The organism is Niabella hirudinis (assembly GCF_051201075.1).
GTDB classification, from domain to species: Bacteria; Bacteroidota; Bacteroidia; order Chitinophagales; family Chitinophagaceae; genus Niabella; species Niabella hirudinis.
Map to the genome: position 1 here is coordinate 495,937 of NZ_JBPEHJ010000003.1, position 22,951 is coordinate 518,887.

Annotated in this window: 22 protein-coding genes; 4 read left to right on the forward strand and 18 right to left on the reverse strand. The window is 46.4% G+C overall.

The annotated features are described in order from the left end of the window. Positions 1–41 precede the first annotated feature (41 nt). From atpF to GGU45_RS08575, 12 genes are all read right to left on the reverse strand, one after another. Entirely contained in the window at positions 42–536 is a 495-nt protein-coding gene (gene atpF / locus GGU45_RS08520) for a F0F1 ATP synthase subunit B (RefSeq protein ID WP_435223791.1), read from the reverse strand. Between the two features lie 230 nt (positions 537–766). Then, the gene (gene atpE, locus GGU45_RS08525) at positions 767–1,018 is read right to left on the reverse strand and encodes an ATP synthase F0 subunit C (protein ID WP_008586479.1); all 252 of its coding nucleotides are present in this window, start codon (positions 1,016–1,018) and stop codon (positions 767–769) included. Positions 1,019–1,052: 34 nt separating this feature from the next. Next, positions 1,053–2,165: a F0F1 ATP synthase subunit A gene (gene atpB / locus GGU45_RS08530; RefSeq protein WP_435223793.1), complete on the reverse strand. Its 1,113-nt coding sequence runs from the start codon at positions 2,163–2,165 to the stop codon at positions 1,053–1,055. A 67-nt stretch (positions 2,166–2,232) separates the two neighbouring features. Beyond that, the gene (locus GGU45_RS08535; protein WP_435223795.1) at positions 2,233–2,592 is read right to left on the reverse strand and encodes a hypothetical protein; all 360 of its coding nucleotides are present in this window, start codon (positions 2,590–2,592) and stop codon (positions 2,233–2,235) included. 986 nt (positions 2,593–3,578) lie between these two features. Beyond that, positions 3,579–4,472, reverse strand: a complete 894-nt coding sequence (locus tag GGU45_RS08540; protein WP_435223797.1) for a COG4315 family predicted lipoprotein — start codon at positions 4,470–4,472, stop codon at positions 3,579–3,581. A gap of 35 nt (positions 4,473–4,507) precedes the next feature. Beyond that, the gene (locus tag GGU45_RS08545; protein ID WP_435223799.1) at positions 4,508–5,407 is read right to left on the reverse strand and encodes a DUF5777 family beta-barrel protein; all 900 of its coding nucleotides are present in this window, start codon (positions 5,405–5,407) and stop codon (positions 4,508–4,510) included. Positions 5,408–5,432: 25 nt separating this feature from the next. Next, positions 5,433–5,984, reverse strand: a complete 552-nt coding sequence (locus GGU45_RS08550; RefSeq protein ID WP_435223800.1) for a YceI family protein — start codon at positions 5,982–5,984, stop codon at positions 5,433–5,435. Between the two features lie 11 nt (positions 5,985–5,995). Then, positions 5,996–6,418, reverse strand: a complete 423-nt coding sequence (locus GGU45_RS08555) for an OB-fold protein (RefSeq protein ID WP_435223802.1) — start codon at positions 6,416–6,418, stop codon at positions 5,996–5,998. A 4-nt stretch (positions 6,419–6,422) separates the two neighbouring features. Continuing rightward, entirely contained in the window at positions 6,423–6,791 is a 369-nt protein-coding gene (locus tag GGU45_RS08560) for a hypothetical protein (protein WP_435223803.1), read from the reverse strand. Positions 6,792–6,842: 51 nt separating this feature from the next. After that, the gene (locus tag GGU45_RS08565; protein ID WP_435223805.1) at positions 6,843–8,027 is read right to left on the reverse strand and encodes a porin family protein; all 1,185 of its coding nucleotides are present in this window, start codon (positions 8,025–8,027) and stop codon (positions 6,843–6,845) included. A gap of 13 nt (positions 8,028–8,040) precedes the next feature. After that, complete coding sequence (locus GGU45_RS08570) at positions 8,041–8,616, reverse strand: RNA polymerase sigma factor (RefSeq protein ID WP_435223807.1); 576 nt, start codon at positions 8,614–8,616, stop codon at positions 8,041–8,043. A 137-nt stretch (positions 8,617–8,753) separates the two neighbouring features. Continuing rightward, the gene (locus tag GGU45_RS08575) at positions 8,754–10,538 is read right to left on the reverse strand and encodes an ABC transporter ATP-binding protein (protein WP_435223809.1); all 1,785 of its coding nucleotides are present in this window, start codon (positions 10,536–10,538) and stop codon (positions 8,754–8,756) included. A gap of 91 nt (positions 10,539–10,629) precedes the next feature. Here GGU45_RS08575 and GGU45_RS08580 point away from each other — a divergent pair, with 91 nt between their 5' ends. After that, a complete protein-coding gene (locus GGU45_RS08580; protein WP_435223810.1) occupies positions 10,630–11,322 on the forward strand; it encodes an ROK family protein in 693 nt (230 codons plus the stop codon). A gap of 225 nt (positions 11,323–11,547) precedes the next feature. On the opposite strand, the gene GGU45_RS08585 is transcribed toward GGU45_RS08580, so the two are convergent. Beyond that, the gene (locus GGU45_RS08585; protein ID WP_435223812.1) at positions 11,548–13,761 is read right to left on the reverse strand and encodes a hypothetical protein; all 2,214 of its coding nucleotides are present in this window, start codon (positions 13,759–13,761) and stop codon (positions 11,548–11,550) included. 205 nt (positions 13,762–13,966) lie between these two features. Then, the gene (locus tag GGU45_RS08590; RefSeq protein WP_435223814.1) at positions 13,967–16,219 is read right to left on the reverse strand and encodes a hypothetical protein; all 2,253 of its coding nucleotides are present in this window, start codon (positions 16,217–16,219) and stop codon (positions 13,967–13,969) included. A 210-nt stretch (positions 16,220–16,429) separates the two neighbouring features. Here GGU45_RS08590 and GGU45_RS08595 point away from each other — a divergent pair, with 210 nt between their 5' ends. Further along, the gene (locus GGU45_RS08595) at positions 16,430–17,107 is read left to right on the forward strand and encodes a response regulator (protein ID WP_435223816.1); all 678 of its coding nucleotides are present in this window, start codon (positions 16,430–16,432) and stop codon (positions 17,105–17,107) included. A 29-nt stretch (positions 17,108–17,136) separates the two neighbouring features. Next, on the forward strand, positions 17,137–18,186 hold the full coding sequence (locus GGU45_RS08600; protein WP_435223818.1) for a sensor histidine kinase: 1,050 nt from the start codon (positions 17,137–17,139) through the stop codon (positions 18,184–18,186). A gap of 44 nt (positions 18,187–18,230) precedes the next feature. Here GGU45_RS08600 and GGU45_RS08605 read toward each other — a convergent pair whose 3' ends face one another. The 4 genes from GGU45_RS08605 to pheS all read right to left on the reverse strand — a co-directional run bounded on the left by GGU45_RS08605 (position 18,231) and on the right by pheS (position 21,769). After that, positions 18,231–19,136 carry an Rpn family recombination-promoting nuclease/putative transposase gene (locus GGU45_RS08605; RefSeq protein ID WP_435223820.1) on the reverse strand — a complete coding sequence of 302 codons (906 nt, stop codon included), beginning with the start codon at positions 19,134–19,136 and terminating at the stop codon, positions 18,231–18,233. An 83-nt stretch (positions 19,137–19,219) separates the two neighbouring features. Continuing rightward, positions 19,220–20,416, reverse strand: coding sequence for a beta-ketoacyl-[acyl-carrier-protein] synthase family protein (locus GGU45_RS08610; RefSeq protein WP_435223822.1), 1,197 nt, complete (start codon positions 20,414–20,416; stop codon positions 19,220–19,222). 9 nt (positions 20,417–20,425) lie between these two features. Continuing rightward, the gene (locus GGU45_RS08615; protein WP_435223824.1) at positions 20,426–20,689 is read right to left on the reverse strand and encodes a phosphopantetheine-binding protein; all 264 of its coding nucleotides are present in this window, start codon (positions 20,687–20,689) and stop codon (positions 20,426–20,428) included. Positions 20,690–20,737: 48 nt separating this feature from the next. Next, positions 20,738–21,769 (reverse strand): phenylalanine--tRNA ligase subunit alpha, encoded by a 1,032-nt coding sequence (gene pheS / locus GGU45_RS08620; RefSeq protein ID WP_435223826.1) that lies wholly within the window; start codon positions 21,767–21,769, stop codon positions 20,738–20,740. Between the two features lie 177 nt (positions 21,770–21,946). Between pheS and GGU45_RS08625 the strand changes: the two genes are divergently transcribed. Beyond that, the gene (locus GGU45_RS08625) at positions 21,947–22,474 is read left to right on the forward strand and encodes an ORF6N domain-containing protein (protein WP_435223827.1); all 528 of its coding nucleotides are present in this window, start codon (positions 21,947–21,949) and stop codon (positions 22,472–22,474) included. Positions 22,475–22,951: the final 477 nt, after the last annotated feature.

The window sequence follows — 22,951 nt, forward strand, 5'->3', positions numbered from 1 at the left end:
AATATAAAATATCAACTGTAAAAAACGATTCCCGAACCGGCTTAGTTCAGTTTAATGGAATTTACCAGGCTATTAATGTAGGCTTCCTGTTTGTCTTGCCCCGCAAGCTGTTGCTTCAGCACTTTTTCACTTACTTCGATCACCATCTTGCCTACTTCATTTTTCACGTCTGTAAGTGCCGCCATTTTTTGGGCGTTGATGGCCTGCTGTGCATCGGCAATGATCTTGCTGGCTTCAGCTTTGGCCTGCTCCTTAGCTTCATTAACGATTTTGTCCTTTGTTTCGCGGGCTTCTTTAAGCAGTTGCGCCCGTTCTTCACGTGCTTTAGCCAGTAAGGATTCATTTTCGCTTTGCAGCTGTGCCATTTCTGCTTTTACTTTTTCGGCGGAAGCAATAGCCCCGGCAATATTTTGCTCGCGCTCATTTAACGATTTAATGATCGGTTTCCATGCGAATTTTTTAAGCACCAGAAACACCACAACGAACGCCACGAATATCCAGAAGAAATAGCCAAGATCAGGAGTAAGTAATCCCATAATTGATAAAAGTTGAAAAGTTGAAAGGTGAACCAGTTGAAAAGGCCTTCCGTGTAAACTGATTAACCTTTCAACCTGTAAACCATTTGTTGATTTATATTCAACAGCTGAAGAGTGCGACGCAACACCGGCGCCACCTATACCGCAGCTGATAGCATAAAAAAAAGAACTTAAAATACTGCATCCGCCGCCCTTTGCTTTAGATGCAGTAAATTGTTTTGGTGAAGCTATTACTTCAACACAGCCAATAAGCCTGCGATTACCGCAAACAGGGCAACACCCTCAATCAAGGCTGCAGATAAGATCATAGCACCACGAATGTCGTTAGCTGCTTCCGGCTGGCGGGCAATACCTTCTGTAGCGCCTTTACCAATTTGGCCGATACCGATACCGGCACCGATAGCTGCCAGGCCTGCGCCTACAGCACCACCAAAGTGAGACCAGCTTCCGCTTACTTCCAACAAAGTGTTCATTAAACTCATGACTCTGATTTTATATTGATTAAAAAAAACGTTATTAATGGTGGGGCTGCACATCCTCTTCAAAGTGATGATCGCCAATGGCCTCTCCAATAAATATGGCGGTCAGGTTTGCGAAAATATATGCCTGGATAAAAGCCACCAGTATTTCAATTAAATAGATAAATACCGCAAATGCGATGGACACCGGTGTAAAGGCAACACCTGCTACCCTGGACATTTCGGAGAAAATAAAAATAAGACTGATAAAGCTGAGGATCACAATGTGCCCCGCGGTCATATTTGCAAACAGACGGACAATTAAGGCAAATGGCTTGGTAAATACGCCCATCAGCTCCACCGGGATCATTAATATTTTAACCGGAAGGGGAACACCCGGGAACCAGAATATGTGCTGCCAGTAATGCCCGTTGGTATTAAATATGATTACAAGAAAAGCAATGAGGCCTAAAACTGCAGTAAATGCGATATTGCCCGTTACGTTTGCAGAGCCCGGGAACATACCCAGGATAGCGTTGATGAGAATAAAAAAGAAGATAGTTAATAAGTAGGGGAGAAATTTTTGATATTTGGGCCCCAGGTTGGGTTTGGCAATATCATCCCGTACAAAGGTAATTACCGGTTCAATGGCATTTTGCAAACCTTTGGGCGCCGAAGTAACGCCCTGGCCGGTTTTATATTTTTTGGCCATGCTGATCATCAGCCATACCAGTATTATCAGGGCAATAAGCATTTGCACCACGTTCTTGGTCATGGAAAAATCATACACTTTTACCGATTCGTCAAGGTTTCCGCTGGCATCTACCGCTACAATCTTATCATGCTCCAGTTTATAACCGTTATAAACTTCGGCTCCGTGGTGGAAATTAGAAGACATGAAGGCGGAAAAACCTCTTTGAGGCGAGTACAGGATCACAGGGAGCGGCAAGGTGCCATGGGTTTCGGTGCCGTCATCGTGCTTTAGACTAAAGAAATGGAACTCATGGCTATCGGCAATATGGTGGAGGATGGCTTCGCCCGGGTTAAATTTTTCTTCGGTGGCAGCTCCCTCTGCAGGCTCCTCATGTTGTGCAAAAACGGATTGTGCCGAAGACACCAAAAAAAGGCTTAAAGCCGCTACCATAAAGGATTTGAACCATTTAAAACCCATACTGCTCTGAAATTTGCGGCAAAGATAAGGCTGAAATCAATAAAAAAGGGAATTTGCAGGCGGGTATTTAAAGTTTTTGGGGGCCCGCAGCATCTTCTTCAAGGATTTTTTTGATCCGCTCCAGTTCAATGACATCGATCTGGTCCTTGGGGCGATTTACCGCTTTTTTATTGGCGATGAGGTGGTTGATGTGGAGAAAAGGAACTTTAACATCGTCAATTTCAGCAATTCCGGCAAGTTTATAACATTGCTCAAGGGAATAGCCTTCCAATCCCTTCATTTGAATGATCAGGTCGATCCGGTACCCGTTATTCAGGTAAATATAGGTCCAGCCCGGAACAATCTGCATTGTTTTTAGCATGTAAAGGTTTTCTCCAGAGTAGTCTTCATAGGCTTTTCTGAAATTTGTAGCCACACCACCCATCATTATGTAGGGCCTGCTGTTTAACCGGTACTCAAGCAAATTAGACTGTAAGACAATAGGTTCTGGTTGTCGAGGAGTGAGAATGGTGCAAGCAAAATGCAGCCAACCCCGCAAAACCCTTGCACTAAATTTTTTTGTAGCCTTTTTGTTTGCCCAAAAATCCCGATCGCCATCGGGACAAAAAGGGCCCCGTCCCGACTCGAATCGGGAGGTTATCCCGCTCCGCGGGAATTCCGGATGGGTGCTTCTATTGGCTTTAGTACAAAGTGGTAGGTCCGCCGCAGCGACGCTCAGCTTTTGAATTTCTATGCTTTAATCGATGTAACTTTCACCGTTTGTTGCAGCGATAACCTCGATCATGCTAAAGAAGCAATTACAACCTCGAAGGGGCCGTCCGCCGCACAGCAAAAGATATAATCAAGTGGAATGGCGGTTATGACGCCGATGAGAAGCCTCAAAAAGCTGCAGCAGGAAGGCTGTCATAACCAGGCCTGCAACACAGATTTTATCGGTTCCGCCCCTCAGTAAATATTCAGTAGTACCCGATCACAATAGGGCGGAATTTGCCTTGTGGCGGACTAGATCTTTTGCTCCACTTTTGTACCCCGATTGATCGGGGCAAAAGTGGAAAAAAAATAAGGGTACCGGTCTTACTTAAACAGCAGACCCTATGTATCTGACTTTCCGATTATTGAGCGCATACCAAAAACGTAGCAGTTCTGCGTCAAAAACATCCATAAAAGTTATTTAGGAAAACGTTTATAAGTGATCCTGGCCCTTTTCATCATCAGGCTGTCCTTCATCAGGCTGGTTCCCGTAAAATGGGTAAAGGAGGATCTTCCTCAGGGTATTTTTTTTCGTCCTTCACCACCGCAAGTTTAAAAATTTCCCGGGTATTGCTTCCCGCTGCGGCTAAAACGAATAAAGCCGCCCTCAATTTTATTAGAAGACGGCTTGTATATAAACCTATCGAACCTCTGCATCGTGGATCAGGGCGCGGGAGCGGCCGTGCGGCTTCGTACTACTACCGGCCACCTCGGGTAACTTACAGAAACCCCCTTATTGAGCCCCATGGTCATATTATCTCCCACGTAGTAATAAAGCGGCCATCCCTTATAAGCCAGTTGTTTGCTTCCGGAAGGGTGGGTAATTACTGTAAAATCGGCCTTATTCAGATAGGAAGGAACCACAATTTTATCCATTACGTAAACCGGCCAGGTGCCCAAACAACCGGCCGAGGTACAATTGCTGGTATTTAGTTTGTCAACAGTAAAGGCATATAACGTATTACCCCGGGCATCCGTAAGGTAGCGGGTTTTGCTATTGTTGGTGATGAGGGTCAGGGCCGAGTCATATTTATTACCATCGGCGCCTACCAATTGCGCGTTGGTAACGGTAATCGTATAATCGGGCTTTGCCACAAACCAGTTATTTCCAACGCCCTCTCCAAGGGTTTGGCCGGCTGCTTCGGGCTTATTGGTGCCGTTCGAGGAGGGGGCATAATAATAAAGGGGTCGTCCTTTGTAGGCCAGTTGCATGGAGGCGCCGGCGCCAATAGTATCAAAGTCGTTGATATCCAACCCCTTTCCAATAGTTTGTGGCGTAATGCCAGCAAAAAAGATGGGCCATAGCGCCTTACAGCCTGCCGATTGACAGGTATTTACCGTGGCCGAATCGTTGGCGAAAAAGTAGAGCGTGCGGCCATCCTTGTCGACCAGGAAATCGCCCAGTGAAGCGCTGTTGGCCAGTTTTACCTGCATTACCGGGGCCGGAGGGGTATAGCTGTCATCGCTGGAACAACGGGCAATAAGCAGGATAGCAAATGCCAATAAACCGGGAAACAAAAGCTTTTTCCATTGAAACGTGAAATAATAGGATCTCATAATTTTTGTATTAAAGGTTTAAAAAATGTGTGGAATTAAGAACCGGGCGTGTTTTTCTTTTTTCCAACGGAAAAGACCCGCGACAGGTTAAATCCGAAACGGATTTCTCCGCTGCCCCAGCTATCGGTAGTATTGGTAATAAAGGCCTTCTCATTCATGCCGGTAGAGTTAGAGAAATGGAGTTGAAATACGTGTCCGCCGGTTTCAATATCAAATCCCAGGGAAAGGGGGTTTTTATAGATGTCCTTGTTCAGACCAGAAACAACATAATGATAGTCGGCAACGAATGCCACCCTTTTTGACAGCTTGAGCCGGCCGCCGATTCCTAATGCATAGGTATCGTTGTCATCAGTGGGGTCCTGCACCAGGTTTCGGTGCACATAAGTGGGCGCTACCTGGAAACTGAACGCCTCTGTAAACTTTCGCCCGATGATGAGCTCGCTGTAGTACGCCATCCGGTGTTTGGTATCGGTATATTTTGCATCGGCAGCCAGTTTTTGGGTGGTGAGCGCAGATCCTGCAGCCAGCACTACGGAAACCGGGGCTGCTCCTTTTGCACCGGTGGCCTGTTGTATAAGCCGGTACTTTATAAACCCATCCAGTTCCTTGCCTTCGGTGCTGCGGCCTACACCAATGGTGAGATTTTTGCCCAGCCCATAGTCAAACCCCAGGCGCATGCTGGCCTCATCGAGGCCAAAAAATTCACCGATACCATCATTGACCCTGCCAAAGCGATGCAGGATGCGTACATCCAGCACGTGTTTGCCAATAAATTCTATAGAATGCCCATTGATGACCCTGCTCGATTTAAAAGCACCGGTTACATATTCTTTTTGTCCGGGCCCGGTAGAATCGATCAGTCCCAGAAGGTCTTTATCCTGAGCCCGGATCGCCGGCGCCGTAAAAAGAAGCGTTGCTATTATCAGATATTTCATATTGGTTTGGTTTTCGGTTGATGCATTATTTTAATAGGGAATAGTTACAATTGACAGATACCGTTGCCGTTTTGGCGATTTTATCGCGTACAATACCGGGTATTGCGATTTTATAGTCGCTGATGGCAACGGGTAGCTTTGCAAGGGCCTGTATCGCGTTGCCCGAAACTTTAATAGATCCGATGGTTGTAATCTCCTTTTTTACGCCATGTATTTCCAGGGTGCCTTTTACAGTAACAGAATAGCTCCCGGGCTTTTGAAAAGCAACTTCCCGGATATTGACAATGGTTCCCTTAAATGTGGCCTTGGGATACTTGTTGCTTTCCATGTAGTTTTCATTGAAATGTTCCTGCATAAGCGCCCGGCGGAACTCAAAGCCCTTTATCAGCACCGCAAACTCTATTTGCCCGGTTGCAGCGTCCAGCACACTGGCTGCGGCCTTATTGGTGGCTACAATGTCTTCCAGTGCCGTTCCCGCTTCAAAGGAGATATTGCCGGTTTTTGTAAAATATTTTTGAGCCGATACTGATGCAAGGGAAATAAAAAGAATATAAATGGTGAAGGCGAGTTGTTTCATCTTAAAAGTTTTTATTGAACAATACTGCATTTGTTGAGCACCACGTCCATCAGTTTGCCGGTACAGACTCCTTTAATAGTTACCTGCTGGCCGGCGGTCAGTTTTTTTACTGCGGTGGTCTCTGTATCGTAAAAACTGCAGGTAACGGCGACCATCGGGTCGTTGCTACTGAGGAAAACCGTTGCATGCCCGGCTGTGTCAATTTTTACATCGGCAACTTTGCCGGTTACAGCAATGATCTTTTCCAGGTATTGCCGGTTTGCAGAAGGCTCATCGGTGTTGAATGCGGCCACCAGCGCCGGAGCATCTGTGGTAATTTGGGGCCGTTCCGTTTTTACATCCGGTGGCTTCCTGTTATACTGGTAATAACCATAACCGCCACCCAGCAGTATGCCCGCCAACAGGAATAGCAAAACCCGTTTTCCCTTTTTCATGATTTTAGTTATTTAGACTTCCATTATCGATCCAGCATCCCAGTATCTTTTTTTCGCTTGCCGTGAGAGCGGGTCCGCCCTTTGGCATGTTGCTGGTGGTTACTGCCTGCGTTTTTATATCGCTGGCTCTTGATTTTATCTGGTCATAGGTTTCCAGCGCAAAGGGGGCGCTGCCTCCGGTGCTATGACATCTCTGGCAGTTTGCTTTGATCAGGGGAAGCACATCGCTTGTAAATTTTGCATTAATGCCGGCACAGGCTTCGGCTTGCGGTGGGTTATCTACTGCATTTTCTTTATCACCGCCACAATTGGTAAGAACAAGGGTCGTAAAAGCCAATAAGATCCCTGTAGAAAAAAATTGCTTTTTTTTCATGATAACAGATTTAAGTTGAATAAGAGGATTATATGTTCGTATGCTACTGCATTACAAGTCTTTTTTGATGGAAATTTGTGTACCAACCCCACCCAGGCTGAGGTTGCCATATCCTATTTCGCCCATCGGTATTTTTACATAGGGAGTAATTTGTACCGACACATGCTCCCATTTTTGCTCGTAGCCGATGGAAAGGTTGGCCACAGCGTAAACGCTTTTTCCTTTCCCGGATACATCTCTTGTTACAGGTACCGGCCCTTCGCCCCGGTCAAAATCATACACGTAACTTTGTTTTAGGATCACAGTGGGGGAAACCCCGGTGCTGACAAAGGCCTTGTTTTTCCGGGATGTTACTACATCATAACGCACATTTACCGGCACATCGATCATGCTGCAGGATCCTTCTATATTTGAAACCTTTGACGACACGGGCTTACCGTTGGGGTTAAAGTCTTCATTGTTTACCGCGTAGGTCATGGATTCATACAGCACCCCGGACTCTACCGAAAACCGCGATTGCCCCAGTTTTTTTTGCACCAGCAAACCCGCGTTTAACCCCGGCTTTTTTGAAACGCCTCCCCGGACCATTCCCAGGTTGGAGCCTGCCAGCAACCCTACCTGCCACCTGCCACCGGCATTTCTTGTCCGGGGTGTTTCTACTGCATCTGGCGGGTTATAGTACCCGGGCAAGGCGCGCTGGCCGGTTGGTTTCTGTGCCGGTTTATCGCGCAACGAAAAGGAGGGACTCCCTGGTTTTACGGTGTCCGGCGCCGGATGTTTTTGTCGGGCTTCAACATGTTGCAGCGCGTCAATAAATACCCGGTTGTTATTGACCGCTGGTTGCTCTTTGTACTCAGAAAGCGTGGCTGCCAAATCCGGCCGGTTTGTATTCAAAGAGCCATTATCCGTTTCGTTGTTACCTGGAACGATAACCGGCCCTGCTGATTGGTTTTCAAAAATACCGGTAGCGATCTGGGCGCTGGAGCGGCTTCCGCCCGGCCCCGGGGCCGGTTGTTGCCGCAGGATCCATACCAGGCCCGTCAGGGCCAGCAGCAGGCAGGCTGCCGCCAGCTGCCAGAAACGCCGGGGCATAAAAAACCGGCGTGGTTCGGCGCTTTTTTCTACCGGGAGCATTTTTGTTCTGTAAAACGCTTCCCACGCACCTTCCGGAACATCCGGTGGCTGAAAACGACTGGCTGCATCGCGGAAGAGTTTATCCAACTCTTCATCGTTCATATTTGAAAACTTTTTACTCATTTAGCTGCTCCAGCATATCCCGGAGGTTTTTACGGGCTTTTAACAGGTTGGATTTTGATGTGCCTACCGATATGCCCAATGTTTTTGCTATTTCTTCGTGGCTGAATCCTTCAATCGCAAAGAGGCTAAAAGTGGCCCGGTAGGCCGGGCTTAGCCTTTGGATCAGCTTTACCAGATCCAGGTACGCCATATCATCCGCTGCACTTCCGGAGGTCTGCATTTCCGGCTGTTCCGGGGGGCTGTTTACCCGGTCTGCTTTTCTTTTAGCAGCCTGGTAATGGTTGATACTTGTATGGATCATTATTTTTTTTAACCAGCTCATAAAAATTTTTGATAAAAGCGCTGGATCCTCCGGTTCCTGAAAATGAGCAATGCCCCTGAACACCTTTACAAAGCCATCATTCGCCATTTCGAGCGCCTCCTCCTTTGATGCGGTGTACCTCAGACATATCGAAAGCGCAAATCCAAAATACTGCTCATACAACCGCTTCTGCCAGGAGGGAACGCCCAACTTACAGCCACCTACAATACTTGGCAGGTTATACTCGGTCTTCGGAGGTACTGACAAACAAAATAAATAAGATTACGAAATGGTTTATATATGAATATATACAGCAATTTTCAGTGATGGGTTGCCTTGGCCCGAATTTTTTTTTATGAGGAAAATAAGAAGCCGCGGTGTTTTAAAAATACCGGGTACTGTCGTCAAACCGGGGTTTGCCGGACTTCCTGTTGCTCAAACTGCATTTTGTGCAAGCGTGCGTAGAACCCGTTTTTCTGCATCAGCTCTTCGTGGGAGCCCATTTCTACCAGTACGCCTTTATCCAGCACCATTATGGTATCTGCCCTGCGGATGGTGCTGAGCCGGTGGGCAATAACGATGGAAGTGCGCCCTTTTACCAGGGTTTCGGTGGCTTTCTGAATAAGCAGTTCGCTTTCCGTGTCAATAGAGGAAGTAGCTTCATCCAGGATCAGGATGGAGGGGTCGTACAGCAGCGCCCGGATAAAGGAAAGCAATTGCCGCTGACCCAGCGATAATGTAGCCCCGCGTTCCTTTACATTATAATCGTACCCACCCGGCAAACGCATGATGAAATCGTGCATATCGATCATTTTTGCAGCTGCAATAACCTGATCCCTGGAGATACCCGGGTTCCTGAGCGTAATATTGTCCAGAACGGAGCCGGAAAAAAGAAATACATCCTGCAGTACCACCCCAATATTTTTTCTCAGGTATTCGGGTGATAAAGTTAGAATATTTCTTCCATCCACCTTGATCGTTCCTTTCTGGATGGTATAAAAACGGTTCAGCAGGTTGGTGATCGTGGTTTTGCCACTCCCGGTATGTCCTACGATGGCTACAGTTGCTCCCTGTTGGATATGAAAACTGAGGTCTTTTAATACCCATTTTTCGTCTGTATATGCAAAAGAAACCTGGTCAAAACTGACGGCGCCGGCAACACGGTGCTGAGGATCCTGGTAACCTCCTGCCGGCGGCACATCGGTATCGGGATTGTCCATAACGGAAAAGACCCGGTCGCTGGCAATAATGCCCATCTGCACCGTATTAAATTTGTCGGCCAGCATCCGCAGCGGGCGAAAAAGCAGGTTCAGACAAAGGATAAAAGAAACGATCACTCCCTGCTGGCCCTGTTTTAATTCAAGAGCCTCCCGGGCCGTATACCAGATTACCAGTCCTATAGACAGGGCCAAAACAATTTCAATTACCGGAAAAAAGACCGAGTAGGCAAAGATGGACCGGATATTGGCATTGCGGTGTTGTTTATTGATGGCATTGAATTTTTCAAATTCCTTTTTTTCTGCGTGAAAGGCCTGTACCACGGTCATGCCAGACAGGTGCTCCTGAACAAAGGCATTCAGTGCCGCTACGGCATTCCGCACTTTAAAGAAAGAGCGGTTGATGCTTTCCTTAAAATAATAAGTGGCAACAATCATGATGGGAAACGGGATAAGCGCAATCAGCGTTAACTTCCAATCGATCCAGAACATATACAATAGTACACAAATGATAGAGAGCAGATCGGCAATAATGGGGATCAATCCATCGGAGAATATCTCGTTGATGGATTCAATATCATTGATGGTGCGCGTGGTAAGGGTTCCGATCGGAGTGCGGTCAAACTGTCGGAGGTTCAGGCGCAGGATCTTTTTATAGATCGAGTCGCGCATGTCTTTTACAACAGCCTGTCCCAGCCATGCCGTGGTAAAAGAGAAGGAGAAGCGCATAGCCGTTTCAATGAAGATGATCACCAGCTGGATCAGCGTTACATAAATGACCATCCGGGGTACGGAATGGGTGATGTATTCATCCACCGTAAGCTGGATCAGCATCGGACGTACCGGTGTGATCAGCGCCAACAGGATGGCGAGTACTACAGACAGGTAAAATTTTTTCTTATACGGAGCTGCGTATTGAAAAACCCGCCTGACCTTTGAAACGTCAAAAAAGGCCTTTTTTGAATCTGCCATGGGGCTGCAAGATAATTATTCCAGGGACAATTTTTTTCGAAAAAGACCCGTAAACTTGTATATCTTTCCTGCGTCTAAAACGAAAATGCATATGGCATCCATAACATTGGCGATTGATATTGGCGGTTCCAAGGTAAAGGGCTGCACCCTCAACGCGCGGGGATCAATCGTACAGGAATATACGAAAATGCCTACGCCCGTTCCTGCTACGCCCGATAATTTGGTGCATACCATAAAAGAGCTGGTAAAGGGTTTCAGGTATGACCGGGTGTCCGCCGGCTTCCCGGGTTATGTGCGCAATAATACGGTATATACTGCGCCCAACCTGGGCTCCCAATACTGGAACCGGGTTGATCTGGCGGCACTGCTAACAAAAACGCTTGGAAAACCGGCCCGTGTGGTTAACGATGCAGATATGCTGGGGCTTGGCTGTATTTCCGGCAAGGGGTTCGAAATGATGATTACGCTGGGAACGGGTTTTGGCACATCCTTCTTCCTGGATGGAAAGCTTTTGCCGCACCTGGAAATCGGGCAGCATCCCTCCGTTAATAATAAAACTTATGACCAGTATATTGGTCAACGGGCGTATGACGATCTGGGGAAGAAGGAGTGGAACAAAAGGCTGCACACGGTACTGAAGATTTTACAAACAACATTTAATTACGATCATCTTTTTATCGGCGGCGGGTTGGCAAAAAAAATAACGCTTGAGCTAAAGGAAAATATGTCTGTCGTTTCTAATATCGATGGTATTGATGGCGGGGTACAGCTGTGGAAACAATAGTTTGTTTCAGGTTTCAGGTTTCAAGTTTGAAGTCAGATTTCGCTTTACACTCAGTGATCTCTTAACCATTCAGGACCCATCTTTTACCTTGGATTTGTTTAGGGTTCAATGTCAGACATCGAATAGCTAACCACTGATATCTGTGAATATCGAATGGAGGAAAGGTCACCAGGCAATAACGGGATCTTCATTTTCAAATCTTCAGATTCGCATATTTCCACATTCCTAAATGTCCTCTTCGCCGGTTTCTTTTTTGTATGCTTTGATAAACAGCGCTCCCAGGTTTTTATAGGGAGGAATATAGTCTTCCATACCGGTAATATGCGCTGCCGCTCTGAATGTTTTCCAGAAGGGGATCCAGTCAATATCCTTTTTGTTTCTCAGTGTTTCGAGGAAGATCCGGATAAAAGGCAGGTTAATATCCCGGTAGCCGGTTTGTTTGGACGAAATAATATGTGCATCGGAAGACCTGCGCAGGATCGAGTCAATAAGATTGAAGCCGCCGCAGGAGCCCAAAAATACTACCCGGTTGGTAGGACTTACATAACCAACGCTGGTCATGGCATGATAGCTATGACCCCGGTGAAAAGTTACAGTGGGCGATAAATTGTTTTTTTCCAGGTAATCTTCCATCGCATTTTGCGCCACAAAATCCTGGTCTTCTTCATTCGGCAGGGGCCGGTTAGCGTATACGTAAACGGGGGCTCCGCTGGTTGTTTTTGCCACTACAAATTTGCTGTTGCTCTGATCCACCTTCCATTTGGGGTCGCCGGAAAAGGTACGAACAAAAATGTCGAAATCCATTCTTCCGTCCTCGTCCCCGTAAAAAAACATTTGAGTAATCACTTCGCCTTTTTCATTGGTCAGGTTCGAAAACGGCACCATATACACGGGCGGAATGCCGAGTTCTTTTGTGAGGTCGATATTGTTGGCGGGGTTGGCGGATAAGAATAGTTTGGAAAGGATGGTATAAATGGCAATGCCCCGCTGGTTGCCATTGCGCCGGTTTGCCTCCAGGTTTCGTTTAATGTTGCCCAGCATTTGCCTTGCCAGGTCCGGGAGGGTTTCGTAAAGGCTGGCATAGGAATCGGCCACGTCCACACCATCTTCCAGGCCTTTCGATTTTTCCAGGCCGGTTGCAAATGCCGTCATCAGGTCCCGGGCGTCTGCATCGTTTTTAAAGGTGGTGAAGAAACTTTTGAGCGTATTGTAAGACGCGGCCTGGCTAATAAATTTACGGTAATGGTCAAAAGTAACGCTCAGCAGGAGCGAGTCTCCCCGGTTGTTGATCTTACTCATCATTTCCGGGTATACCCCGCTAACATAGCTGCTGGTATAGATGAGATTGTCTTTATAGGTAGATACCGCCAGGTAATACAGTTCCTGCGCATTCAGGGGTAGCAGGCATTTAAACCGGATGGCATTTGGGGATTCATGCAAGCCGTTGATCTCATCAACAAAATCATCAAAAGCCTTACGTTCCAGGCGTTCGGTAAGGTCTGCAAACCCAACAGCGGTATCCCCGTTCAGTGCCCGCCGGGCGTAGTCAATTTGCGTATTCACCAATAGGCGATAGTATTTATAACGGTCATTTTTGGCAGCATCCAGCTGGGCTGTTGTTATTTTCCCTTTTACAATATTGTCGAGAAAAGGGAAATAAATCTGCCCGTTGTTATTATCGCTCCGGGCCATTGATACAATCGTTTTTACAAACTGATCATCATTAATGCGCTGAATTTTGTAACTTAATTTGTTATTGGCCTGGGCATAGTTATAAAGCTGTTGCGGATACTGGCGTCCCGCAGCCTTTATAAGGCTGTCTGCCATGGGGGCATCGGGGTAGTCAGTAAGTGCCACAAATGTTTTTTCGGGGTATTGTTTACAGTATTTTACCAGCAGGATGTCTTTTATTTGTTTGTAGCTGGGGTTTTCCTCAAATATGCGGGGAAGGGAGGCGGTATATACAATATCGTAAGGAAAATAAGTGATAAAGGGAATCAGCGATTCCTTTTTCTGATTTACATCAATTAGTTTTTTATAAAGCGCTATGATCTGGTCAAAATGCGAAGGACGCACATCTTTTTTCAGCCAACCGGTGCGCATGTGACTCAAAATGGCCACCAATCCGGAAAGGTAGCCAATCTTCATACGATTATCGATGCCGGAGTTGGTTTCAATTTCATATTGCAACCAGTCTACTTTTGTAGTAATTGCCTTGGTGGCAACCTGGCTGGCCTGCTCGTCATTGTTAAAAGAAAAATTGTTATCGGCTTTTCCATCGCTACCCAGCAGCAGCTGCTGCATTTTGTCGATGTCCTCATGCTTTTTTTGCCGGGTAATGGGTACCGAGTATTCCGGAACAGCTCCGGTTTCCGATTGCGAATAAATAGTGCCTTGTCCTATAAGAATAACCCCAAAAATTAACGCCAGTCTTTTCATCCTTAAATTTATATGGTTTTAACGGTCGGATGTAACCTTTGATGATTAAAATTTTCATTTTTATCACACAGGATAATGAAAATTTTAATCATGTCGGTTTCATGAATAATGCTTGACAATAAAAATTAATCTGCCGCAAAAGTACTTCCATTTTTTTGAGGAAGGCCATTTGCAGAATCTTTTAACAAAATCAAGACGCAAAAGATCAGATATCGGTTTCCCCGGTTTCTTTTTTATAAGCTTTTATAAAAATTGCCCCCAGGTTCTTATAAGGCGGAATATAGTCCTCAAACCCCGGAACATTGGCCCGGCCTTTAAATTCCTTCCAAAAAGGAATCCATTCTATATCTTTTCCTGTGCGGAGTTTCTCTGTTAACAATAAAAAGAAGGGTTTGTTGATAGCGGTTTTCCCAATTTGCTTGGAGGCAATGATATGGGCATCTTCCGATTTTCGTAAAATGGAGTCGATGAGGTTAAACCCTCCGCAGGAACCCATAAATACCAATTTGGAGCTGGGTGCCATATAATCGATAGTGGTTGGTGCATAATAACTGTGTCCACGGTGAATGGTAACGGTAGGAAAAAGATCGTGCTCTTCCAGGTAAGCGTTCAGTGCTCTTTGGGCCTTATCGTCTTCTCCTTTTAGCTCATTCAGCGGCCGGTTGGCATAAATAGAAACGGGGTTCCCCCTGGTCGATTTGATCACTACCCATTGTTTGTTGCTCCGGTCAATCTTCCAGTTGGCGGGGTTAAACATATTCAGAAACCCGTTGAATATATTCCGGCCATCCTGGTCGCCATAAAAGAATACCTGGCTGATTACCGTTCCTTTGTCGTTGGCCAGGGCATTAAAGCTGATGTCATATACCGGCGGTATCCGCAACTCCCTGGTAAGATCGATCCGGTTGGAGGAATCCGCCGAAAGGAAGAGATAGTTGAGGATGTTGTAAATCGCCTCCCCCTTCTTATTGCCCGTCTGCCTGTTGCGGGCCAGGTTCGTTTTTACATCCTTCAGCATCTGGCCGGCCAGTTCGGGTAAGGTTTCATAAACGCTTGCATAGGAGTCGGCTACATCCACTCCATCTTCCAGCCCCTCAGTTTTTTCCAGGTTACTTACAAAGGAAGTCATCAGTTTTTTTGTGTCTTCTTTGTCGGAGAAGGTGCTTAAGAAGTTTTTTAGCGTATTATAGGAGGCCGCCTGGCTGATGAATTTGCGGTAATGGTCAAAGTTGAGATTTTTAAGCAATTCGTCTCCTTTGTTTCCTGCTTTTCGCATCATCAGGGGGTACACCCCGTTTGTATAGCTGCTGGTATAGATGAGGCCATTGGTGAGCACGGCCACGTAGTACAATTCTTCCGCCGTAAGCGGCTGTATGGCCCGGAAACGAATGGCATCCGGACGTTCGTGCAGCCCATTAATGGGGGCTACAAACTCGTCTTTGGCTTTTTGTTCCAGTTTGCCCAAAAGGCTCCGGTATCCGATGGCTGTATCTCCTGCAGCAGCACGTTTTGAGTATTCGATCTGGGTTTTCACCAGTAACCGGAAATATTTTACGGGATTGTCTTTTACGGCGTCAATGTCCCCGATGGTCAATTTTCCGGAGGAGATGAGGTCCAGGAACGGAAAATAGAACTGTCCGCTTTTGTTATCGCTCCGCGCCATACCCACGATGCTTTTGATGAGGGCATCGTCTTCAATATTCTGGATCTTGTAGCTCAGTTTGTTATTGGCCTGGGCATAATCATACAGCTGTTGCGGATATTTATGCGCCATTACCCGTATCAGGCTGTCGGCATGGGGCGATTCGGGGTTGGTCCTTAATGCGGCAAAGGTCTTTTGGGGGTAGCGTTCACTTAATTTCAACAGGAGAATATCTTTCGTATCCTTGTAGCCGGTATTGTCTTTAAAAACTCTTGGCAAAATAGCCGTATATACAACATCATAGGGAAGGGGGCGGATTACGGGAGCGATCGATTGCCTGCCGCGGTCTGCTTCTATACATTTTTTGTAGGCGGCAATGATCTGGGGCAGGTAGGCGGCGTCCACTTCGCCCCGTCTCCAGCCCGTTTTTACATAGCGGAGGATTTCAGAGATTCCCGAGAGGTAATTTGCCTTAAGTCTTTGATCCATAGTTGGATCTGTTTCTATTCTATATTGGAGCCAGTCTACCTGTTTAGCAACGGCATCGCCAGCCGCAGCGTTTGTCTGTTCATCTGCAGATACCTTTAGCACGGCGTCTTCTTTTCCATCACTGGCTAATAGTGCTTTTTGATCGGCATCGATGGTCTCATGCAATTTTAACCGGATCATGGCGGGTGTATAGGCCGGAATGGTTTCTACAACAGCAACAACAGGAGCTGGTTCACGTTTTTTTTTCCGTTTTGATCTTCTTTGTGCATCCGCCTGAACAGCCAATAGCAGCAGTAAAAGGAAGGGAATAAACTTCTTTATATACATAAGTCACAAGTTACATGGCCTGGATAAGAATATTTGGTTAAAAATCATACAAAATTTATACCATGATGCAGGGCTTGTTTCAATGCGCCGTTTTGGATATTATTTTAGGATGATGATTAGATTAATTTATTATTAACTCTAAACAATCCCTGGCGGCAAAAGGCCGTATATCAAAAAAATACGGTTAGGTTTGCTTTAAATTTCTGTTAAATGGAACATAAAGGGTATAAAATTCTGGTGGCGGATGATGAGCCGGATATCCTCGATATTTTATCATATAACCTGGCAAAGGAGGGTTATGATGTTACCACTGCAAAGGACGGGGAGGAAGCCATTGACCAGGCAAACCGGGTAAAACCGCACCTGATTGTTTTGGATATGATGATGCCCAAGAAAACCGGGGTGCAGGTATGCCAGGTATTGCGGGCGCAGTCTGCATTTAAAGATACGCTCATCATGTTCCTGACGGCATTAAATGATGAATCTACCCAGATCCGCGGATTGGAGACCGGAGCCGATGATTATGTAAGCAAGCCTGTAAGCCCGAAAGTGCTGCTGAGCCGGGTAAATGCGTTGTTAAGACGGATCCATAAAGAAGACAGCAAGATCATCAAGGTTGGCCCCGTAACCATCGACCCGGAAAAGTTTGTAGTATTAAACGGCGACAAAGAGATCATCCTGGCAAAAAAGGAATTTGAATTATTGTACCTGCTGGCCCTGAAACCCGGGCGTGTGTTTTTACGAAATGAGATCCTGAATGCCATCTGGGGAAATGATGTGATTGTAGGCGACCGCACTATTGATGTGCACATCCGGAAGATCCGGCAAAAACTGGAGCTGGATTGCATTACAACGGTGAAAGGGGTCGGTTATAAGTTTGAAGTGTAATATCCGGGACTGATTTTAATGGATTGATTATGTTTGACCCTAAAAACCTTTCGCCAAGAAAATTATCATTTTATACGGCTTTGGGCCTGGCCGCACCCATTAGCCTTATTGATTATATTTTTGAGCAAAAATGGCAGCCCGCTGTGGTGTCCTTTTTTGTGGTGCTGGCTGGCGGATACCTTCTTATTAGTGTGGTGCTGGAACGGTTTATTTACCGGAAGATTAAGGTGATCTACAAGTTTATTTATCAAACTAAGGCCACCCGCCGGCAGGAAACCTATTATAAATTTATCCTTCCCAAAAAAAGCCTGGATGAAGTGGCCGTAGATGTGGAGAACTGGGCGCAGGAAAACCAGCAAAAGGTGGCTACCCTGCAGGCCAACGAGGAATTCAGGCGGGAGTTTCTGCAAAATCTGTCTCATGAGTTTAAAACCCCCGTGTTTGCCATACAGAGTTATGTAGAAACGCTTTTAGCCGGGGATATGATTGATCCCCTGATCAGCAGAAAGTTCCTCGAAAAAACAGCAACCAATATAGAGCGGCTCACCAACCTGCTACAGGATCTGGATGAGATCTCCAGCCTGGAGCGCGGGGAAATTACCATTGTAAAACGGAACTTCATCATACAGGACCTGCTGAAAGACTCGTTTGAAGGTATTTCTATTAAAGCAGAACAAAAAAATATCCACTTCAGCATTAAAAAGGGTTGTGAGGCGCCCATTATGGTAAATGCCGACAAGGAAAAGATCCGCCAGGTAGTAATCAACCTGCTGGAAAACGCCATTAAATATGGAAAAATTAATGGCAGTATTAAAGCGGGGATCTATAAAACGGACGACAAACGGATCCTCGTGGAGATCAGTGACGATGGAGTTGGGATTGCCGAAAAAAGCCTGCCCCGGATCTTTGAGCGGTTTTTCCGCACCGAAACAGGGCGCAGTATGGATGTTACCGGCAGCGGGCTGGGACTGGCGATCTGCAAACATATTATTGAAGCCCATCAGCAAACGATCCATATCCGCAGCACGGAAGGGGTGGGTACCACTATTGGGTTTACGCTGGCAGCGAAGAAGGAGTAAGAATTTTAAAATTTGAAAATGTGGAAGTGTGGAGATGTGAAAATTCAGCGGATCCTTGCTTTTACCTGTTTTACATAGGCAACGGTAACCTGGGCTAATGCCGCAATTTTTGATATTTCAAAATCAGTACTGGTAAGAAGATTCATTACAAACTCAAAATTTCGTTCTTCCCGGCCTTTTTGCTCGCCGATCCGGATGCCTTCCTCCCGGGCAAAACTCAACACGTTGGCATTGTCCCATTTATGTTTTAAACTCTTGTCGTAAAGCATTTTTTCTTCTTTTGTAAGGTTACTGTATTCGGCAATTTGAAATAGCCTCTGAAATATTGTTTTTAGCAGAAACACGGGCATTTTTTTCATTTGCCCCAGGTTCTTCAGCACATACAGCCATTTTTCCAGGTCTGTTTTTAATTTCGTTTCGTTCTTTACAAATTTACGTAATTCTATATAAATATACCCCAGCTTATCATAGAACGGAGTTTCTGATCCTACATTATAGAGCCCTACATCGTGGACAACCGGCCCCTCTGCATTATCTCCTATCGCAGCATTTTCCAGGAGCGCTATCAGGTATACTTCCGGCAATGCATAACTCCAGAGGCCACGTTTCCCTTTTGGCGCCAGGTCGCTGATAAGGCGGCTGGTATAAAAGAGAGCCCGTTCCTTAAAATTCTTTTGATTGCTGCGTTGTACTTCAATAATGAACCTTTCTCCGTTACCGCCGGTGCACAACAAATCAAAAACAGCACCGCCTGCATTAGCGGTGTCGCCTTTGTATTCTGTTTTGCTGAAACTGAGTTCTGTGATCTGTTTGCGCCCGTTGAAGATGCTGTTTAAAAAGGCGATGAGCAACTCTTTGTTGGGCTCCGTTCCAAAAATGCGCTTAAAGCCAAAATCTGTAAGTGGGTCAATGTAAACAGCGGCAGTTGCCGGGTATTTTTCGGTGGTCATAGGTATGCACTTTTTAACAGGAAGTGTTCTGTAAAGTTAGCACTTTCAGGCATTAATACAAGGGAAGAACTATATCCGTTTAATTAAAGGTGCTGTCCAAAAATCAGTGAACTGCAATTACCTCCAAAGCCAAAAGAGTTGGACATTACATAACGAAGCGAACGTTTTTCGTACTTATCTACAGGCGTAAGCCCCGTTTTTTCTATGGGCGTTTCAAAATTGAGGGCCGGGTACACTTCCTGGTGGAGCAGGTTAAGGATGCTGTAGATGGCCTCCACGGCCCCTGCGGCACCCAATGTATGGCCGGTATAGGACTTGGTGCTGGCAAAAGCCGGCACCTTGTCAAATAGCCGAAGCATGGCTACGCTTTCGGTTTCGTCATTGTTTTCGGTAGCAGTGCCGTGCGCATTAATAAAATCAATGGCTTCCGGCCCGAGGCCTGCCGCTTTCAGAGCCTCCTGCATACACAAATACGGCCCATCGGCGTTTTCGGAGGTGGAGGATGGGTGATGGGCATCATTGCTGTTCCCAAAACCTTTTAGTTCTGCATAAACCGTGCGGGAGGGCGCGATGTTTTCTTCTTTTTCCAAAACAATAAAGCCGCCCGCTTCGCCCAGATTAAGTCCTTTGCGGGCATTGTCAAAGGGCCGGCAGGGGGCATTGGAAAGAATCATCAGCGCATTAAACCCGTTGATGGTAAATTTGGCCAGGCTATCGGTTCCTCCTACAATAGCCCGTTCCGCCAGGCCATTCTGCAACAGACGGGCGCCATACATAATGGCATTGGCAGACGAGGAGCAGGCGGTATTAAATGTGTTTACCACGCCGCCGATATCAAAAAAAGACTGCAGAAAAAGGGTGCTGGCACTGTTGGAGTAGGAAGCCAGAAAGGGGCTTCCGGATGCGGTTGTCGTATTGGCATCGGCATACATCTGGTCTGTTAAACACATACCGCCTACGGTACTGGCGCCAATCAATGCTGTGGAATGACTACGCAGGTCTGCTTCAGAAAGCTGTGCATCTTTAATAGCCTCTCTCACTGCCTGCAGGGCAATCAGGTCGGTACGGGTTACCTCGGGGTAGGCAGATACAGCGGCGTCTTTTAGTGCTTCCGTGCTCTTTTTGATTTCGCCAAATGGAAGGGTTGCGGTGTATTTGGACGGGAGGTGTACGGCGTTGCCAATACCCGAATGCCCCGCCAGGAGCGACCGGCGGTTTTCTGCTACGGTATCACCGATTGCGGAAATAAGTCCCATGCCGGTAACAAGGATCCTGCCCAAAATGAAGTTTTATTTTGTACGGTGCTGTTCGATATAATCTACCATTGTATTAACGGTAGTTAATATTTTTCTTCCCTCTTTGGGGTCCTGGATATTGATGCCATATTCCCTGGAAAGCATTACGATCAACTCAATGGAGTCGATGGAGTCCAGTCCAAGGCCTTCCCCGAACAGCGGCTCATCGTCCTTTATTTCTTCGGGTTTTACACTATTCAGGTTCAGGAACTTGATAATCTGCTCTTTTACCTGTTGTTTCAGTTGTTCTTTTTCCATTCTTAATTCTATAAATAATTATCAAAAATAAGCAAGCAGCTCTTTGTTTCAGGTGGTGCTGGTAAATTGTTTCAGAAAACGCACATCGTTTTCGCTGAATAACCGGATATCATTAATCCCGTATTTTAACATGGCTGGCCGTTCAACCCCCATCCCAAATGCAAATCCCGTATACTTTTCGGGATCAATTCCGCAGTTTTGCAATACGTTCGGGTGTACCATTCCACAGCCCAGGATCTCGACCCAGCCTGTTTTTTTACAAATATTGCAACCCTTTCCGCCGCAGATAAAACAGCTGACATCCATTTCTGCACTGGGCTCGGTAAAGGGGAAATAGGAGGGGCGGAACCGTACCCGTACATCTTTACCGTACATCTCCTTTACAAAGAAATAAAGTGTTTGCTTAAGATCTGCAAAGGAAACGTTTTCATCAATATAAAGGCCTTCTACCTGATGGAAAAAGCAATGACTGCGGGCACTGATGGTCTCATTGCGGTATACGCGTCCCGGACAGATAACACGGATAGGTGGTTTGCCCTTTTCCATTTCGCGGATCTGCGTATTGCTGGTGTGCGTGCGCAACAGCCAGTCAACTGCTGCATTTTCACCGGCATCTACATAAAATGTGTCCTGCATATCCCGCGCCGGATGATGCTCCGGCATGTTGAGCGCAGTAAAATTATGCCAGTCGTCTTCAATCTCAGGTCCTTCTGCAACGGCAAATCCCAGTCGCTGAAAAATGGAAATGATCTTATTCCGCATCAGGGAAATGGGATGACGGCTTCCCAGCGGAACAGCGTCTCCGGGCAAGGAAAGATCGGGTGTAGCGCGATCTGTGGCACCGGCTTCTGCTGTTTCCTTCAACCCGGCATACCGGGCTTCGGCAAATAGTTTAAATTCATTCAGCAATTGCCCCGCTGCTTTTTTTTGTTCAGCAGGCACATTTTTCATCTCGCCCATTACCTCCTTTACCCGGCCTTTGGAGCCCAGCCATTGAATGCGAAATACTTCGGCCTCCGCGCCGGAAAAGCCCGTGATCTCCTGTTTGTAAGCTTCTAATTTTTGAATCAAATCCTGCATAACGGACAAAGATAATTAAAATATACCGGCATTTTCAGGGAGGCAGGCCCCCTTTTTGCATTATGCGGGTAGCTGCAGAATGGGGTCTTTTTTCCCCGGGGGATAGTTCCATTATGACGAAAATTTTGTAAATTAATATTGAAAACGCTTTAACCATTGAAAATAAAGGAGAACACCATGCAATTAACTGTTATTCAACAAAAAATTTATGAAATAAGGGATCAGCGGGTAATGATGGATTATGATCTCGCTGATTTGTACCAGGTTGAAACCAAGCGCCTGAAGGAGGCCGTTAGGAGAAACAGGAATCGTTTTCCCAATGATTTTATGTTTGAACTGACAAAAGAAGAGTATGAGGCTTTAAGGTCGCAATTTGCGACCTTAAAGCCTGCCGCGGTTACAGGGGATGAACTGGTAGTCTCAAAGCGGGGCAGACACTCAAAATACCTGCCGTTTGCCTTTACTGAACATGGTGTGGCCATGCTGGCATCCGTGCTAAACAGTGATAAGGCAATTGAGATGAATATTGCGATTGTCCGGGCTTTTATCGCCTTGCGGGAATTAGCCCTGCACCGGGGCGATTTTTTGCAACAGCTACAAAATCTGCGTAACGATTTGCACCAGCGGATTGATGTGCATGATGCCCAGCTAAACCAGATATATGAAGTCCCGATAGCAATCCTATCGTGTAGACACATCTCCTGAAAATAATAGCATTGCCTGATGCTTTGTCATCGCCGGATCTGCGACCGTTTAACAGCGAATATTACTGAATTAGTATGAAATAGAAGGAGCTGCAATATCTCCCGGAGCCTGCCCTGAGTTTACCCGAAGAGGCGGGCATGTGCGTCAAGATAAGAAAAGACCTATTCCCATAAAATGCAGCAGCGTAGGCCTTTCAGATCCAAAAGGCCTCATCTCTTAATGGCAAACAGGCGCAGCGCGCCGTTAACCCTTATAACTATGAGTATCTAAAACTTCCCTTAGCCGCAGCGCGGCGGTAATTTCGTACGCGGGGCTTGTACTACCCGCAATGATTACCGGTGCGCTGCACCTTTATAACCCGTATTGCCGTTTACTAACAGGATCAGCGCTGCGCTGCAGCTCCCAGGGTCAAAAGTTAACTTGCCGCCCATGCACTTTGCGGAATGAAAGTCTGTGTTCCGATGCATTCTATCGTAT